Raw genomic sequence first — 16,835 nt, forward strand, 5'->3', positions numbered from 1 at the left:
GCGGGCCGCCGCCGTGTGAGGAGCGCGGGGCTCAGGTGGTGGGGCCCGGGGCCCCTGCACCGCCGGAGCCCGAACCGGGCAGCCCGGGGATGCTCGGCAGCTTGCCCTTGTAGTCGGTGATGCCCTTGACGATGGTGTCCATCACGGCGACGTCCGGCGCCTTGTCGGCGATGTCGAAGCCGAAGTGCACCGAGACCAGCGCCTTGCCGTCGGCGGACGGGAAGACCACGGTCTGCACGTAGCCGTTGTTGCCCTTGGGCGCGTCCACCTTCCAGCGGACCAGGTAGCCGTCCTGCCCGTTGACCTTGACGGCCTCGGACTTGAGCTCCTGGTGCCCGGTGACGTCGCCGTACGACTCCTTGACGGCCTTCGCGATGTCCGCCTTGGCCGCCGCCTGGGCGTCGGTGCCGCCGCCGTCGATCCGGCCGGTGTTCACCCCACCGAGGGTGCACTCGCCGGTCCCGTCCGCGCAGGTGTACGAGCCGACGGTGATCATGGCGTAGCCCTTGCCGGTGGTGGTGGCCTGCCAGCCGTTCGGGACCGGCAGGGTGAGCCGGTTCACCACGTCGATCGCCGTGTCGGCGCCGGGCCGGACCTTGCCGTTGCCGTTGCCCTTGCCGCTGCCCTTGCCGTCCCCGCTGCCGCCGTTGCCGTTGCCGCCGGTACCGCCGTTGTCACCACCGCTGTCGCCGCCGTTGCCGCCGCCGAGGCCCGGGTAGCCGCCCCAGGGCCCGAAGCCGCCGCGCGGGGGGTGCTGGGCGGTCGGCCTGCCCTTGTCCCCGTGGCCGTCCATCGCCAGGTAGGTGATCCCGGAGCCCGCGCCGAGGCCGAGCAGGGCGGCGACGGCGGTCGCCACGACCAGCTTGGAGGGCTTGCGCCACGGCTTGCGCGGCGGCGGCAGGGGCGAGCCGTAGGCCGCGCCGAAAGGCGGCGGCTCCGGGTAGCGGACGGTCGATCCGCTCTCCAGGACCTCGCCCTCCAGCACCGTGGGCTGCTCGGCCGTCCCCGGCCCCGGAGCCTCGGCCGCCGAGGCGGCCGGCTCCGAGACGGGCGACTCCGAGACGGGCGACTCCGAGGCGGCGGGCTCCGAGGCGACCGGCGCCGGGGCGTCCGAGGGCGCGGGCCGGGTGTTGGCCGTCCAGCCCTTGCCGTCCCACCACCGCTGCGGTCTCGGGTCGCCGGTGGTGTCCTTGGGGTCCGGGTACCACCCGGCGGGGATCTGCTCACTCACAGCAGAGAATCTAAAGCCAGCCGGATAAACGCGAAATCAGCGCGGCAGCCGAATTCCGCGGTTTTCGATGAGATTACGGTGAGAAGCCCGTCGGGCACAGCCCGCGCCCGCAGCCCGGGCCTACAGCGGGGTGACGTACGCCCCCGAGATGCCGCCGTCCACCAGGAACTCGCTCGCCGTGATGAACGAGGAGTCGTCGCTGGCCAGGAAGGCCACCGCGGCGGCGATCTCCTCGGCCCGGGCGAACCGGCCGAGCGGGATGTGCACCAGCCGGCGGGCGGCCCGCTCCGGGTCCTTGGCGAACAGCTCGCGCAGCAGCGGGGTGTCCACCGGCCCCGGCGAGAGCGCGTTCACCCGGATCCCCTCCCGGGCGAACTGCACGCCCAACTCGCGGGACATCGCGAGCACCCCGCCCTTGGAGGCGGTGTAGGAGATCTGCGAGGTCGCGGCGCCCATCCGGGCCACGAAGCTGGCGGTGTTGATGATCGAGCCCCGCCCGTGCCGGCGCATGTACGGCAGCGCGGCCTTGCAGCACAGGTAGACCGAGGTCAGGTTGACCTCCTGGACCTTGCGCCAGGCGTCCAGGCCGGTGGTCAGGATCGAGTCGTCCTCCGGCGGGGAGATCCCCGCGTTGTTGAACGCGACGTCCACGCTGCCGTAGGTCTCGTACGCCTCGTCGAACAGCGCCTCGACCATGTACGGGTCGGTGACGTCGGTGTGCACGAACAGCCCGCCGACCTCCTTGGCGGCGGCCCGCCCGGTCTCCTCGTCGAGGTCGGCGCAGACCACCTTCGCCCCCTCCGAGGCGAGCCGGCGGGCGGTGGCCAGGCCGATGCCGCTGCCCGCACCGGTGACCACGGCGGTGCGGCCGACCAGCCGGCGGCAGACCGCCTCGTCCTGCGCGGCGTGCTTCTCGCTCATCGGGCTGTCACTCCTCGCTGTGGATGAAGACGTTCTTGGTCTCGGTGAAGTGGCGCAGCGCGTCCGGCCCGAGCTCGCGGCCCACCCCGGACTCGCCGAAGCCCCCGAAGGGCGTCCAGTAGCGCACCGAGGAGTGCGAGTTGACCGACAGGTTGCCCGCCCGTACGCCCCGGGCCAGGCGCAGCGCGCGCCCGACGTCCCTGGTCCAGATCGAGCCGGAGAGGCCGTAGCGGGTGGCGTTGGCCAGCCGCAGGGCGTCGGCCTCGTCGGTGAACGGCAGGACGGCGGCGACCGGGCCGAAGATCTCCTCGGTGACCGACGGGAGCTGCGGGTCGGCGGGCGCGAGGACGGTCGGCGGGTACCAGTAGCCGGGGCCGTCCGGCACCTTGCCGCGGGCGAGCACCGGCAGTTCGGGGGTGACGTAGGAGGCCACCCGGCGGACCTGGGCGGCCGAGATCAGCGGGCCGAGCTGGGTCTCCGGGTCGGTCGGGTCGCCGGTGCGCAGGGTCTCGACGGCGGGCAGCAGCAGGGCGAGGAAGTCCTCGTAGACCTCGCGCTGGACCAGGATCCGGCTGCGGGCGCAGCAGTCCTGGCCGCTGTTGTCGGCGAAGGACATCGGGTCGGCGGCGCGGGCCAGGTCGGCGTCGGCGAAGACGATGTTCGGGCTCTTGCCGCCGAGTTCCAGGGTGACCCGCTTGGCGCGGGCGGCGCAGCGGGCGGCGACCTCCTTGCCGACGGCGGTGGAGCCGGTGAAGACGATCTTGCCGACCGCCGGGTGGTCCACCAGCGCGCGGCCGGTGGTGGCGCCCGCGCCGGGGACGACCTGGAACAGGCCCTCGGGCAGGCCTGCCGCCAGGGCGAGTTCGGCCAGCCGCAGGGCGGTCAGCGGAGTCGCCTCGGCGGGCTTGAGCAGGACGGCGTTGCCGGCGGCCAGGGCGGGGGCGAAGCCCCAGGCGGCGATCGGCATCGGGAAGTTCCACGGCGCGATCACCCCGACCACGCCGACCGGTTCGTGGAAGGTCACGTCCAGGCCGCCGGGCACCGGGATCTGCCGGCCGGTCAGGCGCTCCACTCCCCCGGCCGCGTACTCCAGCAGGTCGCGGACGTTGCCGGCCTCCCAGCGGGCGTTGCCCAGGGTGTGCCCGGCCTCGCTGACTTCCAGGGCCACCAGCTCGGGGACGTGCACCTCCACCTGGTCGGCGAAGCGGCGCAGCAGCCGGGCGCGTTCACCGGGGGCGAGGGCTGCCCAGCCCTCCTGGGCGTCGAGGGCGCGCCGGACGGCGGCGTCCAGCCGCTCGGCGGTGGTGTCGGGGACGGTGGCGAGGACCTCGCCGGTGGCGGGGTTGCGGACGGTGCTCGCGGTCGGCCCGGTCGCGCGGCCACGTCCATCGGTTCCGTCACTCATGCGTCACGTCCGTCGGTTCCGTCGGTCATGCGGCGTCACATCCGTTCGAAGGATCGGTAGCGCTCCCAGTCGGTGACGGCGCCGTCGTAGGCGGCCTGCTCGACCCGCGCCATGTTGAGGTAGTGGTCGACCACGTCGTCGCCGAACGCCTCCCGGGCCAGTTCGCTCTGCGCCCACGCGTCGGCGGCCTCGCGCAGCGACACGGGCACCCGGGCGTACTCCTCGACCGCGTAGGCGTTGCCCAGGCAGGGCGCGGGCAGCTCCAGCTTGCGCTGCAGCCCGTACAGGCCGGCCGCGATCATCCCGGCCACCGCGAGGTACGGGTTGACGTCGCCGCCGGGCACCCGGTTCTCCATCCGCAGGCCGGGGCCGTGGCCGACCACCCGGTAGGCGCAGGTGCGGTTGTCCCGGCCCCAGGCGACGGCGGTCGGGGCGAACGAGCCCGGTCGGTAGCGCTTGTAGGAGTTGATGTTCGGGGCGTAGAGCACGCTGAACTCGCGCAGCGCGGCCAGCTGGCCCGCCAGGAAGTGCCGCATGGTGTCGGTCATCCGGCCGTCCCGGTCGGCGAAGGCCGGGGCGCCGACGGCGTCGCGCAGCGAGAGGTGGATGTGGCAGCTGTTGCCCTCGCGCTCGTCGTACTTGGCCATGAAGGTGAGCGCGCAGCCGAGTTGGGCGGCGATCTCCTTGGCGCCGGTCTTGTAGACGCTGTGCTGGTCGCAGGTGGTGAGGGCGTCGGCGTAGCGGAAGGCGATCTCGTGCTGGCCGAGGTTGCACTCGCCCTTCGCGGACTCCACGACCAGGCCGGCGCCGGCCATGTCGTTGCGGATCCGGGACAGCAGCGGCTCGACCCGGGCGGTGCCCAGCATCGAGTAGTCCACGTTGTAGAGGTTCGCCGGGGTCAGGCCGCGGTAGCCGCCGAGCCAGGCCTGCTCGTAGGTGTCGCGGAAGACCAGGAACTCCAGTTCGGTGCCGATGTCGGCGGCCAGGCCGTACTCGGCGAGCCGGGCGATCTGGCGGCGCAGCAGCTGGCGCGGGGCGGCGTCCACCGGGTGCCCGCCGTGCCGGGCGAGGTCGGCGGTGACCTGGGCGGTACCGGGCTGCCAGGGGGTCAGCCGCAGGGTGCCGAGGTCGGGGCGCATCGCGAAGTCGCCGTAGCCGGTGGCCCAGGAGGAGAAGGCGTAGCCGTCCACGGTGTTGAGGTCGACGTCGACGGCGAGCAGATAGTCGCAGGCCTCGGCGCCGTGCTCGGCGACCTCGTCGAGGAAGAACCGGGCGGCGAAGCGCTTGCCCTGCAGGCGGCCCTGCATGTCGGTGAACGCGAGCGCCACGGTGTGCACCTCGCCGGCGTCCACCAGGGTGCGCAGCTCGTCCAGGGTCAGCGGCGGCCGGGGCGGCGAGCCCGCGGGGGTGTTCCCGGATGCGGTGTTCCCGGATGCGGAGTTCCCGGACATGGCGTAACCCTCCTTCCAGTCTGTGGAGCACAGAAGGTTCTCGATCACTCTTCGAGATCAAGCGGTCACAGCGAACCGTACGGCCTGCGACTCGCGGGGCGGAAGAGGGCGGGCAGGCGTGGCGCGCCGATATGCGTGGTTGACGGCGGATCAGGCGGTTCGGGAGGAGAATGCGCGCCATGGATCGCAGGCCTTTGATCGGCGTCAGCACCTATCTGGTGGACGTGAGTTGGAGCAACTGGCGGGGTCGGCGGGTGGCCCTCGTCCCCGAGCGGTACACCGCGCAGATCCGGGACTCCGGCGGGATCGCCGTCCTCCTGCCGCCCGACGCCCCCGAGCGCGCGCCCGAGGTGCTGGCCCGGCTGGACGCCCTGGTCATCGCGGGCGGGCCGGACATCGACCCGGCGTACTACGGCGAGCCGGCCCATCCGGCGACCGAGGTGGACTCTCCGGAGCGGGACGCCTGGGAGGTCGCCCTGCTGCGGGCGGCGCTCGCGGCGGGGATGCCGCTGCTGGGGGTCTGCCGGGGGATGCAGGTCCTGAACGTGGTGTGCGGCGGGACGCTGGTGCAGCACCTGCCGGACGTGGTGCCGGTGGACGTGCACGGCGGCGCGCCGGGACGCTACGGCGCGCACCTGGTGCGGCCGGTGCCCGGGACGCTGCTGGGCGGGCTGCTGCCGGAGAGCGAGCTGGAGGTGCCGACCTTCCACCACCAGGCCGTCGACCGGCTCGGGGCGGGCCTGCGGGTCAGCGCCCACGCGCCGGACGGGACGGTGGAGGCGGTGGAGGGGCCGGGGTTCACGCTCGGCGTGCAGTGGCACCCCGAGCAGGGGGACGACCTGCGGCTGATGCGCGCCCTGGTCCGGGCGGCCACCGCCGCGACCCTGGACGCCGCGGTCCTGGACGCGGTGGCGCTGGGATAGCTCAACTGGGCACCGGCGCTGGGGATTTCTGCTGGTCGGACGGCTGCGGCGTGCGCCGGGTGCGGCCGTCCGAACGGCAACGACAACGGTCACCAGTACAGCCTTTGGATCTTTGTCGATTCTGCGGTTCACTTCGGTTGCAGGGCGGTCGCACCGCGCCCCCGTTCCCACCCGTGCACCCGGAGAGGACTTCCATGGCCAGGCACGAGCATTCACACGATGATCATGCGCATGACCACAAGCACGGCGGGAGCGGGCACGGAGGTCATGGCCACGGGGGTCACGGCGGGCACTCGCACGGCGTCTCCGCCGACGCCGACCGCCGCTGGCTGCTCAGCGCCCTCGCCCTGATCGTCGTCTTCATGGCCGGCGAGGTCGTGGTCGGCTTCGCCGCCCAGTCCCTCGCGCTGATCTCCGACGCGGCGCACATGCTCACCGACGCCGCGTCGATCGTGCTCGCCCTGGTCGCGATGCGGCTCGCCGCCCGCCCGGCCCGCGGCGGCTACACCTACGGCCTCAAGCGTGCCGAGATCCTCTCCGCGCAGGCCAACGGAGTCACCCTGCTGGTGCTCTCGGCCTGGCTGGGCTACGAGAGCATCACCCGGCTGATCGAGCCGCCGGAGGTCACCGGCTCGCTGGTGCTGGTCACCGCGCTGGTCGGGATCGTGGTCAACCTCGCGGCCACCTGGTGCATGTCCAAGGCCAACCGGACCTCGCTGAACGTCGAGGGCGCCTTCCAGCACGTCCTCACCGACCTGTACGCGTTCATCGCCACCGCCGTCGCCGGCCTGATCGTCCTGCTCACCGGCTTCGCCCGGGCCGACGCCATCGCCTCGCTGATCGTCGTCGCCCTGATGCTCAAGGCCGGCATCGCACTCGTCCGGGACTCCGGGCGGATCTTCCTGGAGGCCGCCCCCGCCGGGATCGACCCGGACGCAGTCGCGGACCGGATGGTCACCGAGTCGTTGGTCGAGGAGATCCACGACCTGCACATCTGGGAGATCACCTCCGGCCAGCCGGCGCTGTCCGCGCACATCCTGGTCACCCCCGGCGGCGACTGCCACGCCGTCCGGCGCCAGCTCCAGCGCCGACTGGCCGACGAGTACGGGATCACCCACAGCACCCTGCAGGTCGACCACGTCGGCGAGGACGAGGCGGGCGCGCTGCTGCAGATCTCCGCACCGGGCGACACCACCGCCGAGCACTGCGCCGACGCCCACGGCCCGGTCCACCGCGCGGGGCCGCACGAGCACTGAGAACCCGCGGTCCGTCACCCCCGTACGGCATGATCTGACACGTGACCGCACCGCGACTGATGCTGCTCGACTCCGCCAGCCTGTACTTCCGGGCCTACTACGGCGTACCGGACTCCCTGCGCTCGCCGCAGGGAGAGCCGGTCAACGCCGTCCGCGGCCTGCTGGACTTCATCGCCCGGCTGGTCCACGACCACCGGCCCGACCAGTTGGTCGCCTGCATGGACGCCGACTGGCGCCCGCAGTGGCGGGTCGACCTCGTCCCCTCGTACAAGACCCATCGGGTCGCCGAGGCTCCCGAGGCCGCTGCGGCCGGCGAGGAGGAGGTGCCCGACACGCTGGCCCCGCAGGTCCCGGTGATCGAGCAGGTGCTGGACGCCCTCGGCATCGCCCGGGTCGGCTCCCCCGGCTACGAGGCGGACGACGTCATCGGCACCCTCACCGCCCGCGCCGAGGGCCCGGTGCAGATCGTCACCGGGGACCGCGACCTCTTCCAACTCGTGGACGACGCCCGCGGGATCACCGTGCTCTACCCGGTCAAGGGCATGGGCAACCTGCAGGTCACCGACGATGCCCTGCTGCTCGAGAAGTACGGCGTGCGCGGCGCCCAGTACGCCGACATGGCCGCCCTACGCGGCGACCCGTCCGACGGCCTGCCCGGCGTCAAGGGCATCGGCGAGAAGACCGCCGCCCAGCTGATCAACGAGTACGGCGACCTCGCGGCCATCCGCGCCGCCGCCCTGGACGTGGGGTCGAAGCTCACCCCCGCCCGCCGCCGCAACATCGTCGAAGGCTCCGCCTACCTCGACGTCGCCCCGACGGTCGTCCGCGTCGCCGCCGACGCCCCCCTCCCCGCCTTCGACCCCGAACTCCCCCGCGAACCCCTTGACCCCATGACCCTCGAGGAACTCTCCACCCGCTGGGGCCTCGGCACCTCCCTGGAGCGCCTCCTGGAGGCCCTGGCGGCGCGCTGAGGCCACGACCCGGGCGCCGGCCGTCAGACCACCGGCGGCCGGCCAACCGCGCCATCCGCCACACCGTGCCCCATCCCAGCGGACGGCGCGGCGGGCACGGGGTGCGCACCCCCTCGAAGAAACCGCCCCACCACGCCTTGAGGCCGGCCATCGGGGGCCGGCTCGCGAGCGTGTGGATTCAGCTGCTACGCGACACGGCCGCTTCCTGCCGTCTGCCAGCCCAGCACCCCCCCGTGTCGCAGAGCAGGGGAGTTGCGGTCGGCGGCCCCGCTCGGGTCGAGCGAGGCCGCAAAGGTCACGCGTGGCAGTCAAGTTCGTCGCTCTGATTCGGCTCAGGCCGCGGCGCCGTACTCGCTCGTCAGCCGCCGGACTTCGGCATCCTTGAAAGCCTGCACCTCATCCACGATCCCGCTCTTCGCCAGCTCGGCCACCGGCACGCAGAGGTCCATCCGCTGGATGCAGACGCCGACCATGTACTCCCCCTGGTCGGTGAGGTAGAGGCGGATACCGTAGTAGCCCTCCTGGCAGTCCGTGTCGTTGTTGAACCGGCACGACGCACAGGTGTCCGGGAGCCGCACCGGCAGCAGCCGCTTGACGTAGACCGCCCGGCTGCCGAGTGCCCGGTAGAGAGTGCGTTCGTCGGAGGTGCCGGCAGTGAACGTCCGAAGCACCGGTTCCGCGCCGACGCGGGCCAGCACTTCGGAGATCGCCGCGATCGACTCCGCTCCGTCCTGGATGCTGGTGAGCATCCGCACGTCCGCGAACTGGCCGTACGACTCGACCAGGTTGACGACCCGGCCCACGTGGGCCATTCCGGGAACGACGATGTTCACGGACGCCTTCACGCCGTTGGAGACGGCGGCCCGGATCGTCTGCTCCGCAGCACGGATCTTCGTCTCGGCCAGACCCGCCGCTCTGAAGCGCTCGGGCTGAACGGCCTGGAGTTCTTCGGCAGTGGTGCCGAAGACCGAGACGTTGACCCGGTTGAGACCGGCCACCGAGCAGTCCGGCATCACCTGCCGACCGCGCTCCCCGTTACTGGTCATACCGACGCTCAGGCCCATGCCGGTGAGCGAGGCGACCAGTGCGGACACCTCCGTGTGGAGGGTGGGCTCCCCTCCGGTGAGGTGGACCTCGCTGGCGTCGAACGCCATCGCCACGGTCCGCACCGCACGCCGGAAGGACATGTCCGGAGGCATCTTCGCGGCGAGGAAGTCAACGCCGTTCGTCTCGCTGTAGATCGACACGCGTCCGGTCTTGCCCGGTCCCGCGCCGAAGGGCAGTTCCGTACGGCCCCGGTTGTCGGCGGTGACCGGAGTTCCCTCGTTGTGGCAGAACGTGCGGGCCAACCCGCAGTCGTCGATCACCTTGATGCGGATGGTCCTGTCCCGGACGACCCGGATCGCCGGGTGTTGGGTCACTGACAAGGCATGCCTCCTGTCACTCGAACTCGAAGGTGAGCCGGGGAATCGCCTCGATGTCGATCCCGTACCGGCGGTAGACCTTGGTCGTGTTCTCGCTCGTCAGCTCGGCCAAGGGAAGCCCGAGCGCGGCCGCCGTCGCGTGGACGTGATCGGCGCTGTCCCCCTCGATCTCCAGGTACGGGGGGATCAGCGGCCACTCGTCGATCTCGACGGCCGCACCGCCCAGCGTCCAGGAGGACCGGCGGTTCTCCTGGTACGCCTTCGGCCGGTAGCCGAGCTTGCCGAGGAGCGTGTTCGTGACGTCGAAGTCACCGACAGTCGTCTCCGTCTCGGTGACGCCGTCGATCGCCTCGGAGTGAATCTCCTTGACGCACAGCGTGACGTCGGAACCGGTGTCACGCAGCCGGACCCACGCTCCGGGCCGGCCCGGAATGTCGTAGACGTAGCGGCGCTGGAAGCGGTCGATCACGTGCTCGGCCCCGGCCTCCACCAGGAGTGCGCGGATCTTCTCCGGCTCGACGTTGAGGATCTTCGCTTCGAACTCAGTTGCGGTCATGGGACGTTGACCTTTCCACGCGAGGTTTCGGGATGTGCGAGCGCGCGATATCGGCGATCACGTCGGCCACCTGCTCCGGCGTGCGGTCCGAACCGTCCACGCGGACAAGGCCGAGCGCCCGGTACACGCGGATGCTCTCGGCGACGTTCGACTCCTCCCGCTGGTGCCAGTAGCTCAGCGTCCCTCGCTCGGCCCGCCGCCGAAGGCGGTCCTGGCGAACCCCGTCCTGGCCCAGCGGCGGAGCTCGCCGATCCGTTCCCGTTCGGCGGGGAACCTCGTGGTGACGATGTGTGATCCAGGCTCCATGAGGGTGCCTCACTCACTCGGGGTCGGGGCTGTCAGGACAAAGTCCCTCCTGTCGCCCGAACATGACGGAACAGTCGCAGTGCGGCCTGGTAACTGCCTTGCACGAACAGCAAACCGTCCAAGTTGGCCGAGAGTAAGGTGTTGGCTACCTTCCGCTGTTAAACCGGTTAAACGGCATCGCCAGGAGACCCTCATGGGGCGCACCCGCCAGCCCAATGAACGGCTGGGCCAGCTCATCCGGGAAGCAGGCCGGCCGAACGAAGCCCTGGCCCGGGCCTTGTGCACCGTCGCGGCCAGCCATAACGATCCGGCACGACCGAGCCGGGCATCCGTCACACAGTGGGTCCGCCAAGGCGTCATGCCCTCCGGCAACATCCCGCAGTACCTCGCGCAGGTGCTCACCACTTGGCTGAACCGTGACGTCACCCTGTCTGCGATGGGGTTCGGAGACGAGCAACCTGATCTACGCGACTGGGGTTTGGATACGCTGAAAGCCCTGGCGGCTCTTGGACGGATCGACGTTGACGTGGAACGCAGACAGCTCCTTCGCACGCTCACGTACTCTCTCGGAGCGCTGAGCATTCCGCCCCGGCAGTTGGTGGGAGCACATGGCTCGCACCGGCAGCCGCGGCATCACGCAGCGCCGCGCCGGTCAGGCCGACGTCGATGCCGTCCGGGAGATGACGAGGCTGTTCTCCCAGCTCGACCAGCGCCGTGGCGGCGGGCACGGGCGCACGGCGGTCGCGCAGTACCTCCTCACGGATGTCGGAGAGTTCCTCCAAGGCACCTTCTCCTCCGACCGGATTCGGCGGGACATGTTCTCCGCAGCATCCGAACTCGCCTACCTGGCAGGGTGGACGGCGTTCGACAACGGCGAGCACCCCACCGCCCAGCACTACTACACGGTCGCCGTGAAGCTGGCGGCCGAGGCCGATGCCCCGCGATGGCCGGCCACGTCCTGCGAGCCATGGCACACCAGGCGGTCGACCTCCGGAAGCCACACCATGCCGTGAGGGTCGCCGAGGCGTCCATCGCCGGCGACCGGTACGGGCTCGCCAGTCCACGCGAGCGTTCACTCCTCGGTGTTGTCCACGCACGCGCTCTCGCCGCTGCGGGGCGCACCGCGGAGGCGAACGCCGCGCTCCTTCAGGCCGAGCGCGATCTGTCCGCGGCCTCGCCCGCGACGACGAACCGGCCCGGGTGTTCTTCTTCGGCGAGGCCTCCTTGGCGCACGAGACGGCGTCGGCGCTCCGCGACCTCGGCGACCTGGAAGGTGCGGCGAAGGAGTTCGAGCGCAGCGTCGCGACGCGTAGGGCATCTTCCTTCACCCGGACTCACGCGGTGACCCTCGGTCACCTGGGCCTCGTGAAGGCCCGGCAACACTCGATCGAGGAAGCCTGCACGATCTGGTCCCGGTCGCTCGACGCCATGCAGACGGTCCGCTCCGCCCGCACCCGCGACGTCGCCCTGCGAATCCGCAGTGCGCTGTCCCCCTACCGTGGTCGGAAGGTACCGACCATCGACGCCGTCGACAGGCTCGCCGCCGAGTACCTGGCAGCTACCATCTGACCCGCCGTCCCGGCGGGTCCGTTCACAGGAGGGGAAGCACGTGGGTGAGGTCTTCAGCGTGGAAGCGCTCGGGCATGTTGTGGGAGGCCGTACGGAACCGACCGACGACTACTGGGGCGGAACGCGCGCCATCATCAGGCTCGACGGCGACAGGTTCCCGCTCGACGCGACGAAGGGGCTCGAGGAATTCTCCCACCTCGACGTGATCTTCCGGTTCCACAAGACCGACCCGGCAGACCTGAACTTCGGCGCGCGCCGTCCCCGGGACAACCCGGACTGGCCCGAGGTCGGCGTGTTCGGCCACCGGAACATGCGGCGCATCAACTGGCTCGGATCCTCCCGCTGCCGACTCGTCAAAGTCGACGGCCTGGACCTGCACGTGGAGGACTTGGACGCCATCGACGGCACCCCGGTCCTCGAAGTAAAGCCCTGGTTCGAGGAGTTCGGCCCGCGCGGAGAGGTGCGCCAACCCGGTTGGACCACGGAGATGCTCCGCGACTACTTCGCCCCGGTGGGCCCTGCTCACTGAACGTCTCGCCTGGAATCACCTTGCTTCTGCCCCTGCCGATGGCAGGGGCAGGCATCTTCATCCCATCCTTCGGCCCGCGCCCCAGTTCCCTGGGGCGCGGGCCTTCTGCTTCCTTGCGTCCCTATCAGCGCGGCCCTCAGAGGTTGGAAGCAACGCCGCCGCTTCGGCTGAGCCGAAGCGGCGGCGGGCAAGGCGGGGTGGGGGTGGGCAAGGCGGGGTGGGGGTGGGCAAGGCGGGGTGGGGGGTGAAAGCACCGAGGCCACGGGCCTGGCGCTTCCACTCCTTCACAGATAATCGCGAGGTCGCCCAGGGCTGAAGGCCTGGGCGACCTCGCGGCCCGCCATCAGGATCGCTAGCCCACCGACGAGTAGGCGATGATGCCGCGGCGGAGGCCGTCGACGGCCTTGCGGGCGGTTCTGCGGAGTTCGGCGTCCTCGCCGGCGGCGTCCTGTATCTGGCCGAGGACGTCGATCAGCTGCTTGGTCCAGCGGACGAAGTCGCCGGCGGGCATGTCGGCGTCGCGCAGGACCTGGTCGAGGTTGTGGCCGAGGGCCCAGCGGTAGGCGACCCAGGCGAAGCCCAGGTCGGGCTCGCGCTGGCCGACGCCCTCGGCGGTGTTGATCCGGTGCTGCTCCTCCAGGGCGTCCAGGTGGCCCCAGATCCGGACCATCTTTCCGAGCGCCTCCTTGGCCGCACCCTCCGGCACCCGGGGGGCGCCGGCGTCGTCGGACTGGCGGGCTTCGTACACCAACGCCGAGGCGCAGGCGGCGAGTTCGGCGGCGGCGAGGCCGTCCCAGACGCCTTCGCGGATGCACTCGGAGGCGAGCAGGTCGAGTTCGCCGTAGAGCCGGCCGAGCCGCTTGCCGTCGTCGGTGACGGTGTCGCCGCTCAGGTAGCCGAGGTCGGTGAGCAGGGCGCAGACCCGGTCGAAGGTGCGGGCGATGGTGTGGGTGCGCGAGCGCATCCGGCGTTCCAGCAGCTCGGTGTCGCGGTGCAGCCGGTGGTAGCGCTCGGCCCAGCGGGCGTGGTCCTCGCGGTCGGAGCAGCCGTGGCAGGGGTGCTGGCGCAGTTCGGTGCGCAGCCGGGTGATCTCGGGGTCGTCGGCGGCGGCCGCCCGGCCGCGGCGGAACCGCTCGGGCTCGAGGTGGCCGGCCTTGGTGCGCAGGGCGGAGGCGAGGTCGCGGCGGGACTGCGGGCTGCGCGGGTTGAAGGACTTGGGGATGCGCACGCGCTCGATGGCGGCGACCGGGTGCGGGAAGTCGATCATGGCGAGCCGCTTGACCTGGCGCTCGGCGGTGAGCACCACCGGGCGCGGCCCGTCCTGGAAGTCAGGGTGGCGCGGGCCGCCGCGGCCGGAGCGGTTGACCGGCGGCAGGCCCGGGTCGAGGACCAGGGCGAGGCCGGCGAACTTGCCGGTGGGGACGTGGATGACGTCGCCCGGCTTGAGCTGCTCGATGGACTCGACGGCGGCCGCGCGGCGCTGGCTGGTGCCCTCGCGGGCGAGCTCGTTCTCGCGGTCCTTGAGCCGGCGGCGCAGCTCCATGTACTCGTCGAAGTCGCCGAGGTGGCAGGTCATCGACTCGCGGTAGCCCTCCAGGCCCTCCTCGTTGCGCTGCACCTGGCGGGCGAGCCCGACCACCGAGCGGTCCGCCTGGAACTGGGCGAAGGAGGTTTCCAGCAGTTCGCGCGAGCGGTGCCGGCCGAACTGGGAGACCAGGTTGACGGCCATGTTGTACGAGGGCCGGAACGAGGACTTCAGCGGGTAGGTGCGGGTGCCGGCCAGGCCGGCCAGCGCCTCCGGGTCGAGGCCGCGCTGCCAGAGCACCACGGCGTGACCCTCGATGTCGATGCCGCGCCGCCCGGCCCGGCCGGTGAGCTGGGTGTATTCGCCGGGGGTGATGTCGGCGTGGGTCTCGCCGTTCCACTTGACCAGCTTCTCCATGACCACCGAACGGGCGGGCATGTTGATGCCGAGCGCCAGGGTCTCGGTCGCGAAGACGGCCTTGACCAGGCCCTTCACGAAGAGCTCCTCGACGACCTCCTTGAACCGGGGCAGCATCCCGGCGTGGTGGGCGGCGATGCCGCGCTCCAGCCCGTCCAGCCACTCGAAGTAGCCGAGGACGTGCAGGTCCTCGTCGGGGATGTCGGCGCAGCGCTCCTCGACGATCGCCCGGACCTGGGCGCGATCGGAGTCCTTGTTGAGCCGCAGGCCGGAGCTGAGGCACTGCTGGACGGCGGCCTCGCAGCCGGCGCGACTGAAGATGAAGGTGATCGCGGGCAGCAGGCCCTCGGCGTCGAGCCGGTCGATGACGTCCACCCGGCCCGGCGTCCAGACCCGTCCCGGGCGGCCGTTGGGCATCGAGCGGCCCCGGCCGCGGCCGAAGCGGTCGCGCGGGTTGCGGTCGAGCTCGGAGCGGGCGAGCCGGACCAGCTCGGGGTTGACGGCCTTGCCGGGGTTCTTCAGGTTGTTCTTGGGGCGGCCGTCCCGGTCGGGGTTGGCGAACAGGTCGTACATCCGGTTGCCGGCCATCACGTGCTGCCACAGCGGCACCGGGCGGGTCTCGGAGACGATCACCTTGGTGCCGCCGCGCACGGTGTCCAGCCAGTCGCCGAACTCCTCGGCGTTGGAGACGGTCGCGGAGAGCGAGACGAGGGTGACCGACTCGGGGAGGTGGATGATGACCTCCTCCCAGACGGCGCCGCGGAAGCGGTCGGCGAGGTAGTGCACCTCGTCCATGACGACGTAGCCGAGGCCGTCGAGGGTGCTGGAGCCCGCGTAGAGCATGTTGCGCAGCACCTCGGTGGTCATGACCACCACGGGGGCGTCGCCGTTGACGGTGTTGTCGCCGGTGAGCAGGCCGACCTTGGCGGCGCCGTAGCGCTTGACCAGGTCCCCGTACTTCTGGTTGGACAGCGCCTTGATCGGCGTGGTGTAGAAGCACTTGCGCCCGGCGGCCAGGGCCAGGTGCACGGCGAACTCGCCGACGATCGTCTTCCCGGAGCCGGTGGGGGCGGCGACCAGCACGCCCGATCCGGACTCCAGCGTCTCGCAGGCCTCCAGCTGGAAGTCGTCCAGCGGGAAGTCGTACAGCTGCTGGAAGCCGTACAGGGCGGTGGCCTGTTCCTTGGCCCGGCGACGGCTGGCCGCGTACGCCTCGGCGGGGCTGAGCTCCCGGTCGTCCTGGGGCTCTGGATCGGGGGTGTTCATCGCCGTCCGGGTGTGGTTGGTGTGATCTCGCATCTCAGCGAGAGGTTACCCGGGAGGACCGACATCGATAGCACCGTTTTTCCGCACCACCGGATCAGTTCTCTCTCAGATCCATAGTTGCAAATGTCTTCAAGTGATCACGGACAAGTCGACTTCGGACGTCTTCGATCATTGCCGGTGGACCGCCGCCCGGCTTCCCTACGTTCGTCGTCGACCGGCAAGCAGCCACCACTCACGGGAGGACAGCCACGATGGCGAACCTGGAGACATCCCTCAAGGAAGCCATGGCGATCGACGGCGCCATCGGCGTCGCCCTGGTCGACTACGGCAGCGGCATGGCGCTCGGCAGCCTCGGCGACGGCGGCGAGATGGACCTCAACGTCGCCGCGGCCGGGAACACCGACGTGGTCCGCGCCAAGATGCGGACGATGGAGATGCTCAACCTGCACGACAACGAGATCGAGGACATCCTGATCAGCCTCACGAACCAGTACCACATGGTCAGGCCGATCACCACGCCCAGCGGCCGCGGCCTGTTCCTCTTCCTGGCGCTCAACCGCAACCGCTCCAACCTCGCGATGGCCCGCCACCAGCTCAAGCGGATCGAACTCGCGCTGGAGATCTGAACCCGGACCGACAGCAGAAGGGGGCCTCGTGACGACGGCGGTACCTCCCGGCCGAAGGCTGGGGGAGCTCTACCAGGTGAAGGCCGAGTTCTTCCGGATGCTCGGCCATCCCGTCCGGATCCGGGTGCTGGAACTGCTCCAGGCCGGACCGACGCCCGTCCGCGGTCTGCTCGCCGAGCTGGAGGTCGAGCCCTCCAGCCTCTCCCAGCAGCTCGCGGTGCTGCGCCGGTCCGGCCTCGTCACCGCCACCCGGGACGGCAGCACGGTGGTCTACGCGCTGGCCGGCGGGGACGTCGCGGACCTGCTGCGGTCGGCCCGGCGGATCCTCACCGGGCTGCTCGCCGACCGCAACCTGCTGCTCGCGGAGCTGCGGACGGACCCGGGATGACTCGCTTCGGACCCGGGGTGCCCCACTTCGGACCCAGAGTGCCCCACTCCGGCCCCGGGATGACCCGCTTC

The 16,835-nt window shown here is 71.2% G+C and carries 15 protein-coding genes and 1 pseudogene; 8 read left to right on the forward strand and 8 right to left on the reverse strand.

What is annotated here, in order from left to right; all coding sequences use genetic code 11:
• Nucleotides 1-31: 31 nt before the first annotated feature.
• The 4 genes from ACZ3TI_RS18440 to ACZ3TI_RS18455 all read right to left on the reverse strand — a co-directional run bounded on the left by ACZ3TI_RS18440 (nucleotide 32) and on the right by ACZ3TI_RS18455 (nucleotide 5,008).
• On the reverse strand, nucleotides 32-1,231 hold the full coding sequence (locus ACZ3TI_RS18440) for a DUF2510 domain-containing protein (protein WP_465727267.1): 1,200 nt from the start codon (nucleotides 1,229-1,231) through the stop codon (nucleotides 32-34).
• Nucleotides 1,232-1,351: 120 nt separating this feature from the next.
• Nucleotides 1,352-2,152: a 3-oxoacyl-ACP reductase gene (locus tag ACZ3TI_RS18445; RefSeq protein ID WP_465727269.1), complete on the reverse strand. Its 801-nt coding sequence runs from the start codon at nucleotides 2,150-2,152 to the stop codon at nucleotides 1,352-1,354.
• Between the two features lie 7 nt (nucleotides 2,153-2,159).
• A complete protein-coding gene (locus ACZ3TI_RS18450) occupies nucleotides 2,160-3,557 on the reverse strand; it encodes an aldehyde dehydrogenase family protein (RefSeq protein WP_465727271.1) in 1,398 nt (465 codons plus the stop codon).
• 35 nt (nucleotides 3,558-3,592) lie between these two features.
• On the reverse strand, nucleotides 3,593-5,008 hold the full coding sequence (locus ACZ3TI_RS18455; RefSeq protein WP_465727273.1) for a glutamine synthetase family protein: 1,416 nt from the start codon (nucleotides 5,006-5,008) through the stop codon (nucleotides 3,593-3,595).
• 179 nt (nucleotides 5,009-5,187) lie between these two features.
• Between ACZ3TI_RS18455 and ACZ3TI_RS18460 the strand changes: the two genes are divergently transcribed.
• The 3 genes from ACZ3TI_RS18460 to ACZ3TI_RS18470 all read left to right on the forward strand — a co-directional run bounded on the left by ACZ3TI_RS18460 (nucleotide 5,188) and on the right by ACZ3TI_RS18470 (nucleotide 8,158).
• The gene (locus ACZ3TI_RS18460) at nucleotides 5,188-5,931 is read left to right on the forward strand and encodes a gamma-glutamyl-gamma-aminobutyrate hydrolase family protein (RefSeq protein WP_465727275.1); all 744 of its coding nucleotides are present in this window, start codon (nucleotides 5,188-5,190) and stop codon (nucleotides 5,929-5,931) included.
• A 194-nt stretch (nucleotides 5,932-6,125) separates the two neighbouring features.
• Nucleotides 6,126-7,187 (forward strand): cation diffusion facilitator family transporter, encoded by a 1,062-nt coding sequence (locus ACZ3TI_RS18465; RefSeq protein WP_465727277.1) that lies wholly within the window; start codon nucleotides 6,126-6,128, stop codon nucleotides 7,185-7,187.
• Between the two features lie 59 nt (nucleotides 7,188-7,246).
• On the forward strand, nucleotides 7,247-8,158 hold the full coding sequence (locus ACZ3TI_RS18470) for a 5'-3' exonuclease (protein ID WP_465727446.1): 912 nt from the start codon (nucleotides 7,247-7,249) through the stop codon (nucleotides 8,156-8,158).
• 23 nt (nucleotides 8,159-8,181) lie between these two features.
• Here ACZ3TI_RS18470 and ACZ3TI_RS18475 read toward each other — a convergent pair.
• From ACZ3TI_RS18475 to ACZ3TI_RS18485, 3 genes and pseudogenes are all read right to left on the reverse strand, one after another.
• Nucleotides 8,182-8,330 (reverse strand): annotated as a pseudogene (locus ACZ3TI_RS18475) (glycosyltransferase family 2 protein); the annotation flags it as partial.
• Nucleotides 8,331-8,490: 160 nt separating this feature from the next.
• Nucleotides 8,491-9,579: a radical SAM protein gene (locus ACZ3TI_RS18480; RefSeq protein WP_465727448.1), complete on the reverse strand. Its 1,089-nt coding sequence runs from the start codon at nucleotides 9,577-9,579 to the stop codon at nucleotides 8,491-8,493.
• Between the two features lie 19 nt (nucleotides 9,580-9,598).
• Entirely contained in the window at nucleotides 9,599-10,138 is a 540-nt protein-coding gene (locus ACZ3TI_RS18485) for a class IV adenylate cyclase (protein ID WP_465727279.1), read from the reverse strand.
• A 914-nt stretch (nucleotides 10,139-11,052) separates the two neighbouring features.
• Here ACZ3TI_RS18485 and ACZ3TI_RS18490 point away from each other — a divergent pair.
• The 3 genes from ACZ3TI_RS18490 to ACZ3TI_RS18500 all read left to right on the forward strand — a co-directional run bounded on the left by ACZ3TI_RS18490 (nucleotide 11,053) and on the right by ACZ3TI_RS18500 (nucleotide 12,542).
• Nucleotides 11,053-11,457: a hypothetical protein gene (locus tag ACZ3TI_RS18490; RefSeq protein WP_465727281.1), complete on the forward strand. Its 405-nt coding sequence runs from the start codon at nucleotides 11,053-11,055 to the stop codon at nucleotides 11,455-11,457.
• A 187-nt stretch (nucleotides 11,458-11,644) separates the two neighbouring features.
• Nucleotides 11,645-12,013 (forward strand): hypothetical protein, encoded by a 369-nt coding sequence (locus ACZ3TI_RS18495; RefSeq protein WP_465727283.1) that lies wholly within the window; start codon nucleotides 11,645-11,647, stop codon nucleotides 12,011-12,013.
• 58 nt (nucleotides 12,014-12,071) lie between these two features.
• A complete protein-coding gene (locus ACZ3TI_RS18500; protein WP_465727284.1) occupies nucleotides 12,072-12,542 on the forward strand; it encodes an SAM-dependent methyltransferase in 471 nt (156 codons plus the stop codon).
• Nucleotides 12,543-12,894: 352 nt separating this feature from the next.
• Here the strand turns inward: ACZ3TI_RS18500 and ACZ3TI_RS18505 are convergent, their stop codons facing one another.
• A complete protein-coding gene (locus tag ACZ3TI_RS18505) occupies nucleotides 12,895-15,750 on the reverse strand; it encodes a DEAD/DEAH box helicase (RefSeq protein WP_465727450.1) in 2,856 nt (951 codons plus the stop codon).
• A 251-nt stretch (nucleotides 15,751-16,001) separates the two neighbouring features.
• Here ACZ3TI_RS18505 and ACZ3TI_RS18510 point away from each other — a divergent pair, with 251 nt between their 5' ends.
• Nucleotides 16,002-16,376, forward strand: coding sequence for a hypothetical protein (locus ACZ3TI_RS18510; RefSeq protein ID WP_465727286.1), 375 nt, complete (start codon nucleotides 16,002-16,004; stop codon nucleotides 16,374-16,376).
• A gap of 28 nt (nucleotides 16,377-16,404) precedes the next feature.
• On the forward strand, nucleotides 16,405-16,764 hold the full coding sequence (locus tag ACZ3TI_RS18515) for an ArsR/SmtB family transcription factor (RefSeq protein ID WP_465727288.1): 360 nt from the start codon (nucleotides 16,405-16,407) through the stop codon (nucleotides 16,762-16,764).
• Nucleotides 16,765-16,835: the final 71 nt, after the last annotated feature.

The sequence above is a fragment of the Kitasatospora sp. NPDC023120 genome (assembly GCF_055560835.1).

Coding starts and splice junctions, on each gene's coding strand:
- ACZ3TI_RS18485 (WP_465727279.1), bottom strand. CDS start 10,138: ATGACCGCAACTGAGTTCGAAGCGAAGATCCTCAACGTCGAGCCGGAG.
- ACZ3TI_RS18460 (WP_465727275.1), top strand. CDS start 5,188: ATGGATCGCAGGCCTTTGATCGGCGTCAGCACCTATCTGGTGGACGTG.
- ACZ3TI_RS18470 (WP_465727446.1), top strand. CDS start 7,247: ATGCTGCTCGACTCCGCCAGCCTGTACTTCCGGGCCTACTACGGCGTA.
- ACZ3TI_RS18445 (WP_465727269.1), bottom strand. CDS start 2,152: ATGAGCGAGAAGCACGCCGCGCAGGACGAGGCGGTCTGCCGCCGGCTG.
- ACZ3TI_RS18505 (WP_465727450.1), bottom strand. CDS start 15,750: ATGAACACCCCCGATCCAGAGCCCCAGGACGACCGGGAGCTCAGCCCC.
- ACZ3TI_RS18455 (WP_465727273.1), bottom strand. CDS start 5,008: ATGTCCGGGAACTCCGCATCCGGGAACACCGCATCCGGGAACACCCCC.
- ACZ3TI_RS18450 (WP_465727271.1), bottom strand. CDS start 3,557: ATGAGTGACGGAACCGATGGACGTGGCCGCGCGACCGGGCCGACCGCG.
- ACZ3TI_RS18510 (WP_465727286.1), top strand. CDS start 16,002: ATGGCGAACCTGGAGACATCCCTCAAGGAAGCCATGGCGATCGACGGC.
- ACZ3TI_RS18465 (WP_465727277.1), top strand. CDS start 6,126: ATGGCCAGGCACGAGCATTCACACGATGATCATGCGCATGACCACAAG.
- ACZ3TI_RS18490 (WP_465727281.1), top strand. CDS start 11,053: ATGGCTCGCACCGGCAGCCGCGGCATCACGCAGCGCCGCGCCGGTCAG.